The following is an 18493-nucleotide window of genomic DNA, read 5'->3' as shown; positions in this document are numbered from 1 at the left end:
TAACCCATGCCACAAGCGTGAGAAGTTTTTCTGTATCAGGTGGCTTAGCTAATCCAGTTGTAATTGAGTATTGGTTTGTAACACACCTACGGTTGTGTGAAGGGCGAATGCGGTTACGGTAAAAAAGTATAAACCCAAGTTTATAGCGTCTGGCAAAGCACTCGTTGTCTGGTATGGCACTTCGTAAGGCGAGAACATCCGATCAATCTCCTATGGACCTTGAAAGGAATTGCAAGTGAGTACAAATTCAGATTTAACAGGCGCGGAAATCTTAGTTCGCTGTCTGGCCGAAGAGGGCGTTGAACATGTGTTCGGCTATCCTGGTGGCGCGGTATTGTATATCTACGATGCCATTTACAAACAAGACAAATTCCAACATGTGCTAGTGCGCCATGAGCAGGCGGCTTTGCATGCGGCGGATGCCTATTCCCGTTCTTCCAATAAAGTTGGCGTTGCCTTAGTGACTTCCGGCCCTGGCGTAACCAATGCCGTTACCGGCTTGGCGACAGCGTATATGGATTCGATTCCAATGATAGTTATCTCCGGTCAGGTGCCTTCCAGCGCAATTGGTCAAGACGCTTTTCAGGAATGCGATACCGTTGGAATTACCCGTCCTTGCGTCAAACACAATTTTCTGGTGAAAGATGTGCGCGACCTTGCATTGACGATTAAAAAAGCCTTCTATATTGCGACGACTGGTCGTCCCGGCCCGGTTTTAATTGATATTCCTAAAGATATCAGTGCGCACAAATGTGCTTACTCGTATCCGAAAGAAGTTGAAATGCGCTCCTACAAGCCCGTAGATAAGGGCCATTCAGGACAAATCCGCAAAGCGTTGCAATTATTAATGCAGGCTGAACGACCGATGATTTACACAGGCGGCGGCGTGATATTAGCCAATGCATCAGCTGAACTGAATAAATTAGTCGATCAGTTAGGTTTTCCTTGTACCAATACCTTAATGGGCTTGGGCGCGTATCGGGCATCGGACGAAAAATTCGTTGGTATGCCCGGTATGCACGGCACGTATGAAGCGAATATGGCGATGCAAAACTGCGACGTGCTAATTGCCATCGGCGCACGCTTTGATGATAGGGTGATCGGCAATCCTAAACATTTTGCTTCGCAACAGCGCAAAATTATTCATATCGATATTGATCCGTCGTCTATTTCCAAACGCGTCAAAGTGGATATTCCTATTGTTGGGAATGTGAAGGATGTGCTGCAAGAATTATTGTCGCAATTAAGCGTCGCTGAGAATCGTCCCAATCCAGCCTCCATTTCCGCCTGGTGGCAGCAAATTAATGAGTGGCGCAAACGCGATTGTTTAAAATATGTTGATTCCAGCGTAGTCATTAAACCGCAATCGGTAGTCGAAAAAGTGTGGCAAATCACCAAGGGTGATGCCTTCATTACTTCCGACGTTGGCCAGCATCAAATGTGGGCGGCGCAATATTATCGATTCGATAAACCACGACGCTGGATTAATTCAGGCGGATTGGGAACTATGGGGGTTGGCTTGCCGTATGCGATGGGCGTGCAAATGGCGAATCCCGATGCAACCGTTGCCTGCATTACCGGCGAAGGTTCGATCCAAATGTGTATTCAGGAACTGGCAACCTGCAAGCAATATCATCTGACACCAAAAATCATTTTATTGAATAACCGATTTTTAGGCATGGTGCGTCAGTGGCAGCAGATTGATTATTCTTCACGCTATTCTGAATCGTATATGGAATCATTACCTGACTTTTCAAAATTGGCGGAAGCCTACGGACATGTGGGGATGAAAATTGAAAACCCGGCGGACGTGGATGGTGCTTTACATGACGCATTTGCGATGAAAGACCGGCTGGTATTTATGAACTTCATTACCGATCAAACCGAAAACGTCTGGCCTATGGTGAAAACCGGCAAAGGGCTCTCTGAAATGTTACTTGGTTCGGAGGATTTATAACATGCGCCATATTATTTCTGTCTTGTTAGAAAACGAAGCCGGCGCTTTATCGCGCGTAGTTGGCCTATTCTCGGCGCGTGGCTATAACATTGAAACGCTGACCGTAGCGCCGACCGAAGACGCTACGTTATCGCGTTTGACCATAGTTACAACCGGTTCTGACGATGTGATTGAGCAGATCACCAAACACCTGAACCGCTTAATCGAAGTGATTAAAGTGGTTGATTTAACCGAGGGCGCGCACATCGAGCGCGAACTGATGTTAATTAAGGTGCGCGCAGTAGGTAAGGAACGTGAGGAAATGAAGCGTACCGCGGATATTTTCCGTGGACGGATTATTGACGTCACTGAAAAAACCTACACCATTGAATTAACTGGCAATAAAGGCAAATTAGATGCTTTTATTGACTCTATCGAGCGCACCTCAATTCTGGAAACAGTGCGTACCGGTGGTTCAGGTATCGGACGCGGTGAACGCATACTCAAAGTTTAATTGGATTGTTAATTAACTCCCTCAAATATAAATTAGGAAAAATAAAATGAACGTTTTTTACGATAAAGATTGCGATCTCTCCTTAATCAAAGGCAAAAATGTAACCATCATCGGTTACGGTTCGCAAGGCCATGCCCATGCGCAGAATTTAAATGACTCAGGCTGTAAAGTTACCGTCGCTTTGCGTAAAGACGGTGCTTCCTGGAATAAAGCCAAAAATGCCGGTTTGAACGTCGCAGAAGTTAACGAGGCAGTGAAAGCCGCTGACGTGATTATGATTTTGCTGCCGGATGAAAATATCGCGCAAGTCTATAACGAAAATGTAGCACCGCACGCAAAGCAAGGCGCGGTATTAGCCTTCGCTCATGGCTTTAATGTGCATTACGGCCAAGTTGTGCCACGTGCTGATTTAGACGTCATCATGATCGCGCCAAAAGCACCCGGCCACACGGTTCGCGCAACGTACACCCAAGGCGGCGGCGTGCCGCATCTGGTTGCGGTGTATCAGGATAAATCCGGTTCTGCCCGCGACATCGCCTTGTCCTACGCCATGGCGAACGGTGGTGGTCGTGCCGGCATTATTGAAACCAACTTCCGCGAAGAAACTGAAACTGATTTGTTCGGTGAGCAAGCGGTATTGTGCGGCGGCGCAGTCGAACTGATTAAAGCTGGTTTTGAGACATTAACCGAAGCGGGTTATGCGCCGGAAATGGCGTACTTTGAATGTTTGCATGAACTTAAACTCATCGTTGATCTGATCTATGAAGGCGGTATCGCTAACATGAATTACTCGATCTCAAATAACGCTGAATACGGTGAATATGTCACTGGTCCAAAAATTGTGACTGAAGACACTAAAAACGCCATGCGCAAATGTTTGAAAGATATTCAAACAGGTGAATATGCGAAGAGCTTTATCTTGGAAAATAAAGCCGGTGCACCGACCTTGATTTCACGCCGTCGTTTGAATTCGGAACATCAGATTGAGCAGGTTGGGGCTAAGTTGCGGGGGATGATGCCTTGGATTGCTAAAAACAAGATGGTTGATCAATCGAAGAACTGATTAATACGATAGCCGGGCATCATCATTGTTTGCGCCAGCGGGCGCAAACAGCTCGAGGCTAAAAACGGTGCGCAGGCACCGTTTTTTTCACGCTTCAAGTACCTTGGATTGCCAAAAATAAAATGGTTGATCAATCGAAAAATTAATTTGTTAGATTGTTAGATATTTTTCATTTGCCGCTTTACTTAGTTGGTATTTTGACTTTATCTAAAAAGCAAAAACGTTGTATTCTAAGGGGCCCTGCGGTAACGCATGCCCCTTTTTTAATTGGAGATTTACATGAAGAAACTATTCATCACTGCAACCGTTGTCCTATGTTACCTATTCAGCACCCAAGTATTCGCGCAGCAAACTAAGGGAAGTTTGATTGTGGTGTCCGGTACCGGCGAAGTGAAGGCTGAAAATGACCAGGCGAATGCCACTTTTTTTATTGAAGAACAAGATAAAGACAAGGCTGCAGCTGCTGGACGGGTGAATAAAAAAATGAAGGACGGCACTGAAATATTGAAAAAAGCCGATCCTGAAGCTAAGCTGGCTACCCGTGGTTATTACACCTACCCCGTTTATTCGGATACGTTATCAAGCGCTAAAACACGCACAATTACTGGCTGGAGAGTCGGCCAATATCTGGAGTTGACAACCAAAAATATCCAACAATTACCGGCCACTGTCGCAGCAGCACAGCAAACTTTGGCCTTGAATGGACTGAGTTTTGGTTTGTCGGACGCCACCATGCAGCGCCTGGATGCAGCGCGTTTGGAAGCCGCTTACAAAAATATGCAGGAGCGGGTGCAAGCGATAGCCAAAGCAATGGGGCGTGATGCAGCCAGTGCCGTTATCGAAACACTGGATTTTGATGGCACAGCAAGTCACCCAGAACCGCGCATGTTTGCGGCTGCCGCACCGATGATGGCGAGAAGCAATTCAGTGCCGGAAACTAATTTTGAAGCAGGTGAATCCACTTTAACGGCTAAAGTTGTGGCAAAAATCAAGTTTAATTAAAATTTAGCTCGAACTCAGGTGGACGGTAAAATCCGCCTGATTTTCAAATTAAATCCGTGATTTCATATAAGCCAACTGTTTTTGAAAATATTTAACGTATCAAATGGATTTCAGGTCGATAAGAATCTGTATGTAAAGCTCAAAGTAAAATTTTGCCATTTCGACGTATTCTATAAAAATACAGGGGCATTCTTAAATAGGAAGTTGAGAGAATTCCTCTGCATTTTAACGATAGAAAAAAAGCCGTTTTGAGCATCACAGAATTAAAGTTATACTTGCCGCGCATCACCGAATTCTTCAGTAACTCTACAAGGCAAAGCATGGCATTCCAACGTCGTAAATCAAAAGCTACTTTAAAGAATTTTTTTAAAATAGTTAAAAAAAACCAAAATGCCGCAACACCAGCAGGTGCTGAAGTCGTTAGAAAAAAACCGCGCCGTGGTATTTATTTACTACCGAATGCCTTTACTACCGCCGCCTTGTTTTGTGGTTTTTACGCCATCGTGATGGGTATGGATGGTTTTTTTGAAAAAGCCACCATCGCCATTTTTATCGCCATGGTGCTAGATAGCCTTGATGGCCGTGTGGCACGGTTGACCAATACCCAAAGCGAATTCGGCGCGCAGTACGATAGCCTTTCCGACATGGTTTCTTTCGGCGCAGCACCCGCCTTGGTTGCCTACGAATGGGGTTTGCGCGGATTAGGGCAGTGGGGTTGGCTGGCGGCGTTTGTGTATTGTGCCTGTGCTGCATTACGGTTGGCACGCTTTAATACCAATATTGCGGTAGTTGACAAACGTTATTTTCAAGGCATTCCAAGCCCCGCAGCAGCAGCGTTGGTGGCTGGGTTTATCTGGGCGATGACCGATTTAAACATCGCTGGCCCGGATATGCGTTGGGTAATCTGGTCGATTACGGTGCTGGCGGGTTTAACGATGGTCAGCAATGTACCGTTTTATAGCTTTAAAGATGTGAACCTCAAAAAATCAGTCCCGTTTGCCGTGCCGCTCGTGCTGGTCTTGGTCTATGTGTTAGTCGTCAGTTATCCGCCTATGGTTTTGTTTGGCGTGTTTGTTTTATATTGTTTGTCGGGTTACGCCATATTCTTATGGCGCTGGAGAAAAGGTCGCCCGGTCAGTATTTTGCAAACAGAACTGGAAGTGCATGACGATCATTAAGACCTAATTTTAAAAAGCTATTCTTTTGAATGGCTTTTTTTACGCGTTAAAAATATGCAAAAAAAACGAAAATTTGGTTGCACTTTCGTTTTTTAACGCTTATAGTCTTTCCCATGTTTTCAACATTCATCAGCAACAATTCCTCCCTCGGCCTAGCGCAATCCCTGCTAGCGCTGAATCTATTGCTAGACCTAGTGCGGTTCACGCGCTAAACCACATACCCCCACAATTTGAGTTGTTTCTCACTCGTGCTTATCCGGCAGGGGGTGGAGAAAAAGCGCTTAAATTTATCTGCTTCACCCTATAAACCTTAATACTCTTACTTACCTTAGCTTTCATATTGGAGCACATCATGGCAGAAAAACTCATCATATTCGACACCACTTTGCGTGACGGCGAACAATCGCCCGGCGCTTCAATGACGCGCGACGAAAAAATCCGTATTGCCAAACAACTGGAAAGAATGCGTGTTGATGTGATTGAGGCTGGTTTTGCAGCAGCTTCACAGGGTGATTTTGAATCGATTCAGGCTATTTCCAGCGTTATTAAAGAATCGATTGTTTGTTCCTTATCGCGTGCCAATGACCGTGATATTTCCCGCGCCGCCGAAGCTTTAGTTGGTGCAGAGCACAAGCGTATTCATACCTTTATCGCTACTTCCGCCTTGCACATGGAAAAGAAATTGCGCATGAGCCCGGAACAAGTCTTGGAGCAAGCCAAAATGTCGGTGCGTTTTGCACGTAAATTTACCGATGACGTGGAATTTAGCGCCGAAGATGGCAGCCGTTCAGATATTGATTTTTTGTGTCGCGTGATTGAAGTCGCGATTAACGAAGGTGCAACAACCATTAACATTCCGGATACCGTGGGTTACGGTGTGCCGGAGATGTACGGGGTGTTGCTTAAAACCTTGCGTGAACGTGTACCCAATTCGGACAAGGCAATCTGGTCGGTGCATTGCCATAACGATTTAGGCATGGCAGTTGCAAATTCTTTGGCTGGCGTGATGATTGGTGGTGCACGTCAAGTTGAATGTACAATTAACGGCTTGGGTGAGCGGGCTGGCAATACCGCGTTAGAAGAACTGGTGATGGCGGTGCGCACCCGTAAAGATTATTTTGATTTTGAACTTGGCATTGATGCGACTTTACTTGTACCAACTTCAAAATTAGTTTCACAAATCACGGGCTTTAATGTTCAGCCGAATAAAGCCGTGGTTGGCGCCAATGCCTTTGCCCATGCTTCCGGTATTCATCAAGACGGTATTTTAAAAGCGCGCGACACCTATGAAATTATGCGAGCCGAAGATGTGGGCTGGGCGGCGAATAAAATAGTGCTCGGCAAATTATCCGGTCGGAATGCATTCAAACAGCGCTTGGATGAGTTGGGCATTAGTCTAGATTCCGAGGCCGAAGTCAACGCTGCATTTAATCGTTTTAAAGAATTAGCGGATAGAAAATCTGAAATTTTTGATGAAGATATTATGTCATTAGTGTCGGATGAGCAGCAGTCGCACATACAGGAACATTATCGTTATGTGTCACTGGCGCAGCGGTCGGAAACCGGTGAGCAGCCGTATGCCAAAGTCGTGTTCTCAATAGAGGGTAAAGAAGCTATCTGCGAAGGGCATGGCAATGGCCCGGTCGATGCAACTCTGGCCGCAATTGAATCCGTCACGCAAAGTGGTGCAGAATTACTGCTGTTTTCGGTAAATGCGATTACCACTGGCACGCAATCGCAAGGGGAAGTCACCATGCGCTTATCCAAAGCCGGTCGCATAGTCAACGGCGTGGGCGCTGATCCGGATATCGTCGTCGCTTCGGCCAAAGCCTATATTTCTGCATTAAACAAACTGCATTCCAAGGTTGAGAAAGTCAACCCTCAGCTATAGCGTATGAGCTGACTGGATTGTTTAACCCAGTCAGCCGATCTTTCACGCACCAAAATAATTCCTTCTTTTTAATCGCAACCTGTGTTGTGGTTGGTACTTGTTCGTCCTTGAGTTTTTAATCCGCTTGCCTTTGGCCAGCTACTGCATTGGAGAATGTCATGTTGAATCATCCGGAAAAGAAATACAAACGCTTTCAGGCGATTGCCTTGCCAGATCGTACTTGGCCGAATCGTCTTATCACGGCCCCGCCAATTTGGATGAGCACTGATTTACGTGATGGAAATCAGTCGTTGATTGAGCCGATGTCGGTCGCGAAGAAATTAAAAATGTTTCAGCAACTCGTAAAAATCGGTTTTAAAGAAATCGAAGTGGCGTTTCCGTCTGCGTCAGATACCGATTTTGATTTTGTTCGGAGCTTGATCGAACAAAATTTGATACCCGATGATGTGACGATAGAAATTCTTACACAATCCAGGGAGGATTTGATCCGACGATCAGTAGAGTCACTGCGCGGAGCGCGTCGGGCGATTGTACATTTGTATAATCCCATTGCAGAAAATTTTCGCCGCATTGTCTTTAATGCCGACCGTGTGGAAATAAAAGAACTGGCCATGCAAGGCACGCGCTTAATCAAAGAGATAACGCAAACGATGCCGGAAACCGAATGGGTATTTCAGTATTCGCCTGAAACCTTTTCGGCGGCAGAGCCCGATTTCGCTTTAGAAATCTGCGATGCCGTGTCCGCTATCTGGCAGCCAAGCGCAGAACAGAAAATGATCATTAATCTGCCTGCTACGGTAGAAATGTCTACGCCCAATATTTACGCAGATCAGATCGAATGGATGCATCGCCATTTGGCGCGTCGTGAGCAAATTATTTTAAGTATTCATCCGCATAATGATCGCGGCACCGCAGTCGCCGCGGCGGAATTGGCGGTAATGGCGGGCGCCCAACGGGTTGAGGGATGTTTGTTTGGAAATGGTGAGCGCACCGGTAACGTTGATTTGGTTACGTTGGCCTTGAATTTGTATTCACAAGGAATACATCCCGGCCTGGACTTTTCTGACATTGATGAGGTGCGCTCAGTGGTTGAGTATTGCAATCAGTTGCCTGTGCATCCGCGCCATCCGTATGCCGGTGATTTGGTGTTTACCGCATTTTCTGGTTCGCATCAGGACGCCATTAAAAAAGGTCTGGCTCAGCAGCAGCCCAATACCTGGTGGGAAGTGCCTTATCTTCCGGTTGATCCCGATGATTTAAATCGCGGCTACGATGCGGTGATACGTGTCAATAGCCAATCAGGTAAGGGTGGCGTTAGTTATATTTTGCAGCAAGAGCACGGCATCGATTTGCCGCGTCGCTTGCAAATTGAATTTAGCCGGGTGATTCAGCGCTATACCGATCAAACTGGCAAAGAAGCGACGGCCGATATTATTTACCATTTGTTTAAAACAGAGTATTTGGATATAGAGCAGCCATATCGTTACCGTAGTCATAATTGCAGCAATAATCCGCTGCAATCGTTTGAGTCTGACGCATCTCTGGTTGAGATTGATATTGTGCTCGAGCACCAGCAGCAAGTCAGACAGATTTTAGGCTGCGGCAATGGCCCGATCGAGGCGTTTATTAATGGCTTGGAGCTGGAAATGCAAGTGGTTGATTATCATGAACATGCACTAGGTTCCGGCGCACAGGCCGAGGCCATTTGCTATATGGAGCTTAAAATCGGCCAGCATCGACCATTCTTTGGGATCGGTATCGATCGTAATAGCAGCGTCGCTGCATTGAAGTCGATAGTGAATGGGCTGAATCGTGGCGGAGTAGAATTGGGTGCGGATGGCTTGCTTATTGCGTCAGTTGAGGTGTTGGGGTGATTTAAATACAGGCGGGATGATGTGGGAAGGAAATATTAATTAATTTAAATGTTGTTTTAATTAATATGTTTTTAAGTATTCGCTGATGAGCATCAACAAAGCTTGAGATTTAGTAGTGCGGTTGGATGGGTTTTAAGCGGACAAAGATAGATGTGGCACAAATCAAATGAAGGGAAATAAGTTAAGCGTAGCAATGATTTGTACTAAAACAATTTCTCCTATATAATCTCGCCCTTAGTCGGTAGGTTTACCGGCTAATTCATTAATTAATCACGGTGTTTGGGGTTGCTAAGTTGCTTATTTACTCCATTCATCGCATGTAAAGGATTTATCATGACAATTGAAAAACAAGTAAAAGCAGCTATCGTTGCTGACAATGCACGTGCAGTAAACGATACCGGTTCTCCTGAAGTTCAAGTTGCATTGTTGACAGCACGTATCAACGATTTGAATGGCCATTTTAAAGCTCACTCTAAAGATCACCACTCACGTCGTGGTTTGATCATGATGGTTAACCGTCGTAAGAGTTTGTTGTCTTACCTTAAAGGTAAAGACGCAGTGCGCTATCGTGACCTGATCGTTAAACTCGGTTTGCGTAAGTAATTCAGATTAGCTTGCCATTCCGTAAGCTATCTTAAAATGCCTGTATCAGTTCTCTGATGCGGGCTTTTTGCATTGTTGGATAAGGATTTATCCGCGATTTTGTAGTAAGGTTGCACGCAGCAAGTTTTGCTTGCGACCTGTTGTGAGGTGAACGACAGCACCTGGAATTCTGTCGGCAAGGTCAAAAGACCAATTAGAAAGGACACATTGTGTTTAATAAAATTACTAAAACTTTTCAATACGGACAACATCAAGTTACTTTAGAGACAGGCGAAATCGCTCGTCAGGCTACTGGTGCAGTGTTAGTTTCGATAGAAGATACCGTTGTTTTAGCTACTGTTGTGGCAAGAAAAGATGCCAAACCGGGACAAGATTTTTTCCCGTTGACTGTTGATTATTTAGAAAAAACATACGCAGCAGGCCGTATTCCTGGTGGTTTCTTCAAGCGTGAAGGCCGTCCATCAGAAAAAGAAACATTGACCTCACGTTTGATCGACCGCCCAATTCGCCCACTGTTTCCAGAGGGTTATTTAAATGAAGTGCAGGTAGTCATTCACGTGTTGTCGGTTAATCCAGAGATTGATCCAGATATCGCCGCAATGATCGGTGCATCTGCTGCATTGTGCGTATCAGGTATTCCATTTAACGGCCCGTTGGGCGCAGCGCGCGTTGGTTATATTGACGGTCAATATGTATTGAACCCAAGCCCGACCCAATTAAAAACGTCCATGATGGATTTAGTGGTTGCTGGTACTGAATCTGCTGTGTTGATGGTGGAATCGGATGCTAAGCAACTGTCAGAAGAAATCATGTTGGGCGGCGTTGTGTTTGGTCATACTGAAATGCGTGTAGTTATTGACGCAATTCATGATTTGGTTGAGCAGGGCGGTAAACCTGAAGTTGAGTGGGCGCCAGCACCGAAAAATGAAGCGTTGATCGCATCAGTTGGTGCAGTGGCTGAGCCTTTGTTGCGCGCAGCGTATCAAATCAAAGAAAAACAAGCACGTACCGAAAAATTGAAATCAGCAACAGCGGCAGTGAATGCGGCGTTGGTAGGTCAAGATGTTGATTCAGTTGAATTGGGTAACATCATGTTTGATTTGGAATCGAAAATTGTTCGTTCCCAAATTTTAGATGGCGAGCCACGTATTGATGGTCGTGATACTCGCACAGTGCGTCCAATTAGTATTCGTACCGGCGTTTTACCACGCACTCACGGTACAGCATTGTTCACTCGCGGTGAAACACAGGCTTTGGTTATTGCTACTTTAGGTACTTCACGCGACGAGCAAAAAATTGATGCCTTAATGGGTGAATACTCAGATCGCTTCATGTTGCATTACAACATGCCTCCGTTTGCGACTGGTGAAACTGGTCGTGTTGGTACGCCTAAGCGTCGTGAAATTGGCCATGGTCGTTTAGCTAAGCGTGCATTGGAAGCAGTGTTGCCTGATGTTGCAGATTTTAGCTACTCGGTGCGTTTGGTATCAGAAATCACCGAATCAAATGGTTCGTCATCAATGGCATCAGTTTGCGGTGGTTGCTTGGCGCTGATGGATGCGGGTGTGCCAGTTAAGGCGCATGTTGCCGGTATCGCGATGGGCTTGATTAAAGATGGTAATAAATTTGCTGTGTTGACCGATATTTTGGGTGATGAAGATCACTTGGGCGACATGGACTTTAAAGTTGCCGGTACTGCTAATGGTATTACTGCTCTGCAAATGGACATTAAAATCCAAGGTATTACTAAAGAAATTATGCAAGTCGCTTTGGCGCAAGCTAAAGAAGGTCGTTTGCATATTTTGGAAAAAATGCAAACTGCAGTGCCGCACGGCAATGTTGAATTGTCTGATTTTGCACCGCGTTTAATCACGATCAAAATCAACCCGGAAAAGATCCGTGACGTAATCGGTAAAGGCGGCGCGGTAATTCGTGCGTTGACTGAAGAAACTGGTACGCAAATTGATATCAGCGACGAAGGCGTAGTAACTATCGCTTCTGTTGATGCTGCTGCGGGTCAGGAAGCGCGTCGTCGGATTCAAGAAATTACCGCTGAAGTTGAAGTCGGTAAAGTCTATGAAGGTACTGTGTTGAAATTATTGGACTTCGGCGCGATTGTTCAAGTATTGCCAGGTAAAGACGGCTTGCTGCACATCAGTCAAATCGCCAACGAACGCGTTAATGCAGTTGCCGACTACTTGAAAGAAGGTCAGGTAGTGCGCGTTAAAGTGTTGGAAACAGATGATCGCGGTCGTTTGAAATTGTCGATGAAGGCTGCTGCTTCTGAGTCGGAAGTATCTGTAGCTCCTGCTGCCGTTGTTGCTGAAGCGGGTCAGGTTGAGCAATAAATAGTCATGCGAATGACGTAAGTCATTAGCTAAGAAACGCTCATGTGAAAACATGGGCGTTTTTTTTCGGACTTATGATAAATCGTGCCAGCGGCGTTGCCCTGCAGGGCGCACACTGGTATATCAGTGTTGTTTCGCAAGCATCAGTGATGTTGTTAATTCCACCGTCGCACCTTTCCTTGTCGTACTAAAATACTGTCTGCGTCGGTGCACATTGCTGATGCAATTTTTTGTAAGTCCCATAAATTCTAAGGAAAAAATCATGATGCGAGCAATTGAAATTTCACAGCCTGGCGGCCCGGAAGTGTTGCGCATATGTGAGCGTGCGATCCCTGTTTTACGTGCTGGTGAGGTGTTGATCAAAGTGCATGCGGCTGGCATAAATCGCCCTGATGTATTTCAGCGTAAAGGTGCTTATCCGGCACCGGCTGGCGCCTCTGATTTGCCGGGGTTGGAGGTGGCGGGGGAGGTTGTTGCTGGCGAATTGTCGGGCAGTGGTTTTGCTCTTGGCGACATGGTGTGCGCGTTAGTGGCGGGTGGTGGGTATGCTGAATATTGCGCCGCACCGTTAGCGCAATGTTTGCCTGTTCCGCATGGATTTACCGCCGTGCAAGCAGCGGCTTTGCCGGAAACTTTTTTTACCGTCTGGAGTAACGTGTTTGATCGTGCGGGTTTGACTGGTTCGGAAACCTTGTTGGTGCAGGGCGGCACTTCAGGCATTGGTGTGGCGGCAATCCAAATGGCGACTGCGCTGGGGCATAAAGTTATTGCCACGGCGGGGAGTGATGAAAAATGTCGTGCATGCGAGGAATTGGGGGCAATCCGCGGCATTAATTACAAAACGGAAAATTTTGAAGAGGTAGTGCATTCCTTAACTGGCGGGCGTGGTGTGGATGTGGTGCTGGATATGGTTGCAGGGGATTATGTTAATCGTGAATTGACTTGCATGGCGGATGATGGGCGATTAGTCGTGATTGCCTTGTTGGGCGGAGCAAAGGCGCAATTGGATATGGGTGCCATATTGCGACGTCGCTTGACGGTAACTGGCTCAACACTGCGCGCTCGTTCAGTTGAATTCAAGCAAGTAATTGCTCAGAAGTTGCATCAAAAAATATGGCCGTTGTTGGAATCGGGAAAGATTAAGCCGGTGATTTATAAGACTTTTTCCTTTGAGCAAGCGTCGGAGGCGCATGTATTAATGGAAAGTAGTGAGCATATTGGTAAAATCGTACTTGATTTTTGTGTTTGATCATACCCTGGTATTTTATTTTAAATAAGTATTTAGCGTATTATTTTGCAATGTGCTTTATATATACTGCCATATAAGACGTTTTTGATTAATGGAAAAACCATTAGATACGTTAAATATTTAAAAAAATAGTGGGAGTATATGAATTGCCCCCATTTGTGAGCAAATTAGTCGTATTTTCCGATAATAATCGTTACAGTATTTGACCGTGTTTAGGGCGACAAGCTAGAATGGCGGGTTATTTAAGAACTGGAAGATTTGGATGAAGCAACGTCGCCCCTTAATTGCTGGTAATTGGAAGATGAATGGCAGCTTGGTCACCAATGCAGTGTTGCTATCTGAGCTGCAAAGCGGCATTAAAAACTTAAGCGCAAGCGCGGCTGATTGCGATGTTGCTGTCTGTGTGCCGGCTCCGTATCTGGCTCAAGTTCAGGTGGCATTGCAAACTTCGTCGATAGCATGGGGCGCGCAGGATGTTTCTGCTCAGGCTGGCGGCGCCTATACTGGTGAAATGTCGGTTTCCATGCTTAAGGATTTTTCCTGTGCGTATGCCATCGTCGGCCATTCGGAGCGTCGTGTGTATCACGCGGAATCTGATGCGCTGGTAGCGGAAAAAACGTTGCGTTTGTTGGAGGCGGGCATCACACCTATCGTTTGTGTTGGTGAGACCTTGCAAGAGCGTAAGGCTGGTTTGACAGAGGCGACAGTGGCGCGCCAGTTAAATGCGGTTTTGTCGGTATTGGATGCGGCGGCATTAGCGAAAATAGTGGTGGCTTATGAGCCTGTTTGGGCGATAGGCACTGGAATTACCGCTACGCCGGAAATGGCGCAGCAAGTTCATGCATTTTTGCGTAGCCAATTGGCGTTGATGAATGCGGAGTTGGCTGAGCAGGTGCAGATTTTATATGGCGGCAGCATGAAACCGGATAATGCGGTAGCCTTGCTGGCGATGAAAGATATTGATGGTGGTTTGATTGGTGGCGCGGCGTTGAAATCGATTGATTTTTTAGGCATCATCGCGGCGGCAATAGAGTAAAGTTTTGTGAAGTACTGTGGCACACCAAAATGTGTGCGTATATTAATTTTTTAGGCTTTTAAATGAACACTATATTTTCATTGGTAGTAGCAATTCAAGTTTGCGCAGCATTGGTCATTATTGGTTTAGTGCTGGTGCAACATGGTAAGGGTGCTGATATGGGCGCGGCTTTTGGTTCGGGCGCATCGGGTAGTTTATTCGGCGCTACCGGTTCATCGAGCTTTTTATCAAAGGCAACCGGCATCGCTGCAACAATATTCTTTTGCTCAACGTTGGGTTTGGCCTATATTGGTACCAGACATGCTGCTCCATCTGGTGGTGTCATGGATAATTTATCCCAGCAAAAAACTACGGAAGTAGCGCCTGCAGCAAGTGCGGGTTCAGCTTCAACTGCGGCCTCAACTTCAGCTCCAACTTCGACTGCAATACCAGCGCCAGCGCCGGCTGCAGCGACTAAAGCAGCAAGCAATACGGGTCATGCTGACCAGATACCTAAATAATTTCAAAAAATAGCCTGAAATTGCTTGTTTTTAGGTAATTGTGCGTTGAACAAATAGTCCTAATCAAGTAGAATGCTGCACTTGCTTAGGAAGTTAAAGCAGTTAAGAAAATTAGTAATAAGGCCGACGTGGTGAAATTGGTAGACACGCTATCTTGAGGGGGTAGTGGCGAAAGCTGTACGAGTTCGAGTCTCGTCGTCGGCACCATAAACAAAGAGCCAATTCATGCTTGTTAAAAGCATGATGGTTTCGGGGCGGTTGCAGTAGCTTGTGTTATTTGAGCTCAAATGCAAAACCAGAAATTAAACCACTTTTAGCTTTTTATTGCCCAATCGTGAACCTCGAAAATTATTTCCCTGTCCTGTTATTTATTATCGTCGGCATTCTGGTCGGCGTGGTCCCGCAATTGCTAGGTCGCCTGGCAGCTCCGCATAAGCCGGATGCGCAAAAATTATCTCCCTATGAATGTGGTTTTGAAGCGTTTGAAGATGCTCGCATGAAGTTTGACGTGCGTTATTATCTCGTCGCTATCTTATTCATTTTATTTGATCTGGAAACAGCATTTTTCTTCCCTTGGGCCGTGGCTAACCGCGATCTGGGTTGGGCTGGCTTTCTGGTAATGCTGGGCTTTATTGCTGAATTTGGCATAGGCTTTTGGTATATCTGGAAAAAAGGCGCGCTGGATTGGGAGTAGTTCGTTAAAGATTAATTGTAGTAGTAGGTGTAGTAGCAAGTATGGATTTGCTCTACGAAGCAAGTCTGAAGAAAAGCCAAAAGGGTGGTTCTATGTCAATTGAAGGCATATTTAACGAAGGTTTTGTAACAACAACGGCGGATAAGCTTATTAATTGGACGCGTACCGGCTCAATGTGGCCTATGTCGTTTGGTTTGGCTTGTTGTGCTGTTGAAATGATGCATGCCGGTGCTTCGCGTTATGATCTTGATCGTTTTGGTGTTGTGTTTCGTCCATCGCCACGGCAATCTGATGTCATGATTGTAGCAGGCACTTTGTGCAATAAAATGGCGCCGGCACTGCGTAAAGTTTACGATCAAATGGCAGAGCCGCGCTGGGTGATTTCCATGGGTTCTTGCGCTAATGGCGGCGGTTATTATCACTATTCCTATTCGGTGGTGCGTGGCTGTGACCGGATTGTTCCGGTTGATATTTATGTGCCTGGTTGTCCCCCTACTGCAGAAGCATTGTTGTATGGCGTGATGCAGTTGCAAAACAAGATCAAGCGTACCAATACCATTGCGCGCTAATGAAGCGCACTAATGAAACACATGCGAAGCATTAATTCGCAGTTTGATGAGTTTGATAAAAATATGACGACAAAATTAGAAAAGCTTGAGTCGGCGGTGCGCGCAATAATGGCGGAGCGTGCCTATGATTTGTCATTGGCGCTGGGAGAGTTGACTCTGGTCGTGGATCACGCTGATTACTTATCTGTCATGACTGAATTGCGTGATAATTTAGCGACCCATTTTGAAGAGTTAATCGATTTGTGCGGCGTTGATTATTCGACCTATGGCGAAGGTTCGTGGGCTGGTAAGCGTTTTGCTGCAGTAACCCATTTGCTGTCGATTGCCAACAACTGGCGCCTGCGTGTACGAGTATTTGCTCCTGATGATGAAATGCCGATGTTAGCTTCTTTGGCTGAAGTATGGTCAGCAGCAAACTGGTACGAGCGCGAAGCGTTTGATTTGTACGGTATCTTGTTCGATGGTCATAACGATTTGCGACGTATTCTGACTGATTACGGCTTTATTGGTCATCCCTTCCGTAAAGATTTTCCGGTTTCTGGTTACGTTGAAATGCGCTATGACGCTGAGCAAAAACGCGTCATTTATCAGCCGGTTACGATCGAGCCGCGTGAAAACGTTCCACGTATTATTCGTGAAGAAAACTACGGCAATAACGGTTGACTCTAAGCCTTATTGTGATCAATTCTGCGTATGCGGTGCCAAGAAAAGTGCGTCAATAAAATTGAGATGCGCAACAGATATATAGAGGTATTTAATGGCTGAGATAAAGAATTACACCTTGAATTTTGGACCCCAGCATCCTGCCGCGCATGGCGTTTTGCGCTTGGTGTTGGAGTTGGATGGTGAGGTTATTCAGCGCGCTGATCCACATATCGGCTTGTTACATCGTGCAACGGAAAAATTAGCAGAACAAAAAACATACTTGCAATCCGTTCCGTACATGGATCGTCTCGATTACGTCTCAATGATGTGTAACGAGCACGCGTATGTAATGGCAATTGAAAAAATGTTGGGCTTGGAAGTGCCTTTGCGTGCGCAATATATTCGCGTAATGTTCGATGAAATTACCCGTTTATTGAATCATTTGCTGTGGTTAGGTGCGCATGCTCTGGACGTCGGTGCGATGGCGGTATTTTTGTACGCTTTCCGCGAACGCGAAGATTTGATGGATTGCTACGAAGCCGTTTCCGGTGCGCGTATGCATGCAGCTTACTATCGTCCGGGCGGCGTATATCGCGATTTGCCGGACACAATGCCGCAATACGAAGCCTCGCATTTGCGCAATGCTAAAACCATGCAAGTTTTGAATAATAATCGCAGCGGTTCACTGCTCGATTTTATCGAAGACTTTACCGTACGTTTTCCGACTTATGTTGATGAATACGAAACCTTATTGACGGATAACCGCATCTGGAAGCAACGTCTGGTTGGTATCGGCGTGGTTTCTCCTGAGCGCGCCAAAGCCATGGGCTTTACCGGTGCCATGTTGCGCGGTTCGGGCGTTGAATGGGATTTGCGTAAAAAACAACCTTATGAAGTTTATGATTTGCTGAATTTTGATATTCCAGTCGGCGTCAATGGCGATAGTTATGATCGTTACCTGGTACGGGTTGAGGAAATGCGTCAATCCAACCGGATTATCAAGCAATGCGTAGAATGGTTGCGGAATAACCCGGGCCCGGTAATGACTACTAATCATAAAGTAGCACCGCCGTCACGCGTTGGCATGAAGTCGAACATGGAAGATTTAATCCATCACTTCAAATTATTTACTGAAGGTTTTCATGTGCCGGTCAGTGAGGCTTATTCGGCGGTTGAGCATCCTAAGGGTGAGTTTGGAATTTATTTGCTTTCAGACGGTGCCAATAAACCATACCGGGTAAAAATCCGTGCTCCTGGTTTTGCGCATTTGCAGTCGTTAAATGAAATGGCAACAGGCCATATGATCGCTGATGCGGTGACCATTATTGGTACTCAAGATATTGTATTTGGTGAAATTGACCGCTAATCAGGCGCTCGTGGTTGATATTTAA

General features: G+C 45.9%; 16 protein-coding genes and 1 tRNA gene. All 17 read left to right on the top strand.

The features are described from left to right. The first annotated feature begins 235 nt into the window (after positions 1-235). On the top strand, positions 236-1957 hold the full coding sequence (locus S2091_RS18255) for an acetolactate synthase 3 catalytic subunit (RefSeq protein WP_105533386.1): 1722 nt from the start codon (positions 236-238) through the stop codon (positions 1955-1957). A gap of 1 nt (position 1958) precedes the next feature. Continuing rightward, complete coding sequence (gene ilvN / locus S2091_RS18250; RefSeq protein ID WP_105533385.1) at positions 1959-2450, top strand: acetolactate synthase small subunit; 492 nt, start codon at positions 1959-1961, stop codon at positions 2448-2450. Between the two features lie 46 nt (positions 2451-2496). Beyond that, positions 2497-3513 (top strand): ketol-acid reductoisomerase, encoded by a 1017-nt coding sequence (gene ilvC, locus S2091_RS18245; RefSeq protein ID WP_105533384.1) that lies wholly within the window; start codon positions 2497-2499, stop codon positions 3511-3513. A 279-nt stretch (positions 3514-3792) separates the two neighbouring features. Then, positions 3793-4515 (top strand): SIMPL domain-containing protein, encoded by a 723-nt coding sequence (locus tag S2091_RS18240; RefSeq protein ID WP_105533383.1) that lies wholly within the window; start codon positions 3793-3795, stop codon positions 4513-4515. Between the two features lie 320 nt (positions 4516-4835). Beyond that, positions 4836-5693: a CDP-diacylglycerol--serine O-phosphatidyltransferase gene (pssA, locus tag S2091_RS18235; protein WP_105533382.1), complete on the top strand. Its 858-nt coding sequence runs from the start codon at positions 4836-4838 to the stop codon at positions 5691-5693. Between the two features lie 352 nt (positions 5694-6045). Then, positions 6046-7584: a 2-isopropylmalate synthase gene (locus S2091_RS18230; RefSeq protein ID WP_207769744.1), complete on the top strand. Its 1539-nt coding sequence runs from the start codon at positions 6046-6048 to the stop codon at positions 7582-7584. A gap of 158 nt (positions 7585-7742) precedes the next feature. Continuing rightward, positions 7743-9458, top strand: a complete 1716-nt coding sequence (gene leuA / locus S2091_RS18225; protein ID WP_105533381.1) for a 2-isopropylmalate synthase — start codon at positions 7743-7745, stop codon at positions 9456-9458. A gap of 333 nt (positions 9459-9791) precedes the next feature. Continuing rightward, positions 9792-10061, top strand: a complete 270-nt coding sequence (gene rpsO / locus S2091_RS18220; RefSeq protein WP_105533380.1) for a 30S ribosomal protein S15 — start codon at positions 9792-9794, stop codon at positions 10059-10061. A 209-nt stretch (positions 10062-10270) separates the two neighbouring features. After that, the gene (gene pnp, locus S2091_RS18215) at positions 10271-12409 is read left to right on the top strand and encodes a polyribonucleotide nucleotidyltransferase (RefSeq protein ID WP_105533379.1); all 2139 of its coding nucleotides are present in this window, start codon (positions 10271-10273) and stop codon (positions 12407-12409) included. Positions 12410-12674: 265 nt separating this feature from the next. Next, positions 12675-13658, top strand: a complete 984-nt coding sequence (locus tag S2091_RS18210) for an NAD(P)H-quinone oxidoreductase (protein ID WP_105533407.1) — start codon at positions 12675-12677, stop codon at positions 13656-13658. Positions 13659-13920: 262 nt separating this feature from the next. Beyond that, a complete protein-coding gene (gene tpiA, locus S2091_RS18205) occupies positions 13921-14694 on the top strand; it encodes a triose-phosphate isomerase (RefSeq protein ID WP_105533378.1) in 774 nt (257 codons plus the stop codon). 62 nt (positions 14695-14756) lie between these two features. Next, positions 14757-15194: a preprotein translocase subunit SecG gene (gene secG / locus S2091_RS18200; RefSeq protein ID WP_105533377.1), complete on the top strand. Its 438-nt coding sequence runs from the start codon at positions 14757-14759 to the stop codon at positions 15192-15194. A gap of 122 nt (positions 15195-15316) precedes the next feature. Beyond that, positions 15317-15401: transfer RNA gene (locus tag S2091_RS18195), tRNA-Leu, on the top strand. 127 nt (positions 15402-15528) lie between these two features. After that, complete coding sequence (locus S2091_RS18190; protein ID WP_105533406.1) at positions 15529-15888, top strand: NADH-quinone oxidoreductase subunit A; 360 nt, start codon at positions 15529-15531, stop codon at positions 15886-15888. A gap of 92 nt (positions 15889-15980) precedes the next feature. After that, a complete protein-coding gene (locus S2091_RS18185) occupies positions 15981-16457 on the top strand; it encodes a NuoB/complex I 20 kDa subunit family protein (RefSeq protein WP_105533405.1) in 477 nt (158 codons plus the stop codon). A gap of 63 nt (positions 16458-16520) precedes the next feature. Further along, a complete protein-coding gene (locus tag S2091_RS18180) occupies positions 16521-17120 on the top strand; it encodes an NADH-quinone oxidoreductase subunit C (protein ID WP_105533404.1) in 600 nt (199 codons plus the stop codon). A 94-nt stretch (positions 17121-17214) separates the two neighbouring features. After that, positions 17215-18468 carry an NADH-quinone oxidoreductase subunit D gene (locus tag S2091_RS18175; protein WP_105533376.1) on the top strand — a complete coding sequence of 418 codons (1254 nt, stop codon included), beginning with the start codon at positions 17215-17217 and terminating at the stop codon, positions 18466-18468. Positions 18469-18493 lie beyond the last annotated feature (25 nt).

The sequence above is a fragment of the Solimicrobium silvestre genome (assembly GCF_002976435.1).
Lineage (GTDB): Bacteria > Pseudomonadota > Gammaproteobacteria > Burkholderiales > Burkholderiaceae_D > Solimicrobium > Solimicrobium silvestre.
The sequence above is the reverse complement of the archived record's forward strand: the minus strand, read 5'-3'. Positions and strand labels throughout refer to the sequence as shown.

Coding starts and splice junctions, on each gene's coding strand:
- pssA (WP_105533382.1), top strand. CDS start 4,836: ATGGCATTCCAACGTCGTAAATCAAAAGCTACTTTAAAGAATTTTTTT.
- leuA (WP_105533381.1), top strand. CDS start 7,743: ATGTTGAATCATCCGGAAAAGAAATACAAACGCTTTCAGGCGATTGCC.
- ilvC (WP_105533384.1), top strand. CDS start 2,497: ATGAACGTTTTTTACGATAAAGATTGCGATCTCTCCTTAATCAAAGGC.
- S2091_RS18180 (WP_105533404.1), top strand. CDS start 16,521: ATGACGACAAAATTAGAAAAGCTTGAGTCGGCGGTGCGCGCAATAATG.
- S2091_RS18175 (WP_105533376.1), top strand. CDS start 17,215: ATGGCTGAGATAAAGAATTACACCTTGAATTTTGGACCCCAGCATCCT.
- S2091_RS18240 (WP_105533383.1), top strand. CDS start 3,793: ATGAAGAAACTATTCATCACTGCAACCGTTGTCCTATGTTACCTATTC.
- S2091_RS18185 (WP_105533405.1), top strand. CDS start 15,981: ATGTCAATTGAAGGCATATTTAACGAAGGTTTTGTAACAACAACGGCG.
- S2091_RS18230 (WP_207769744.1), top strand. CDS start 6,046: ATGGCAGAAAAACTCATCATATTCGACACCACTTTGCGTGACGGCGAA.
- ilvN (WP_105533385.1), top strand. CDS start 1,959: ATGCGCCATATTATTTCTGTCTTGTTAGAAAACGAAGCCGGCGCTTTA.
- S2091_RS18210 (WP_105533407.1), top strand. CDS start 12,675: ATGCGAGCAATTGAAATTTCACAGCCTGGCGGCCCGGAAGTGTTGCGC.
- tpiA (WP_105533378.1), top strand. CDS start 13,921: ATGAAGCAACGTCGCCCCTTAATTGCTGGTAATTGGAAGATGAATGGC.
- secG (WP_105533377.1), top strand. CDS start 14,757: ATGAACACTATATTTTCATTGGTAGTAGCAATTCAAGTTTGCGCAGCA.
- rpsO (WP_105533380.1), top strand. CDS start 9,792: ATGACAATTGAAAAACAAGTAAAAGCAGCTATCGTTGCTGACAATGCA.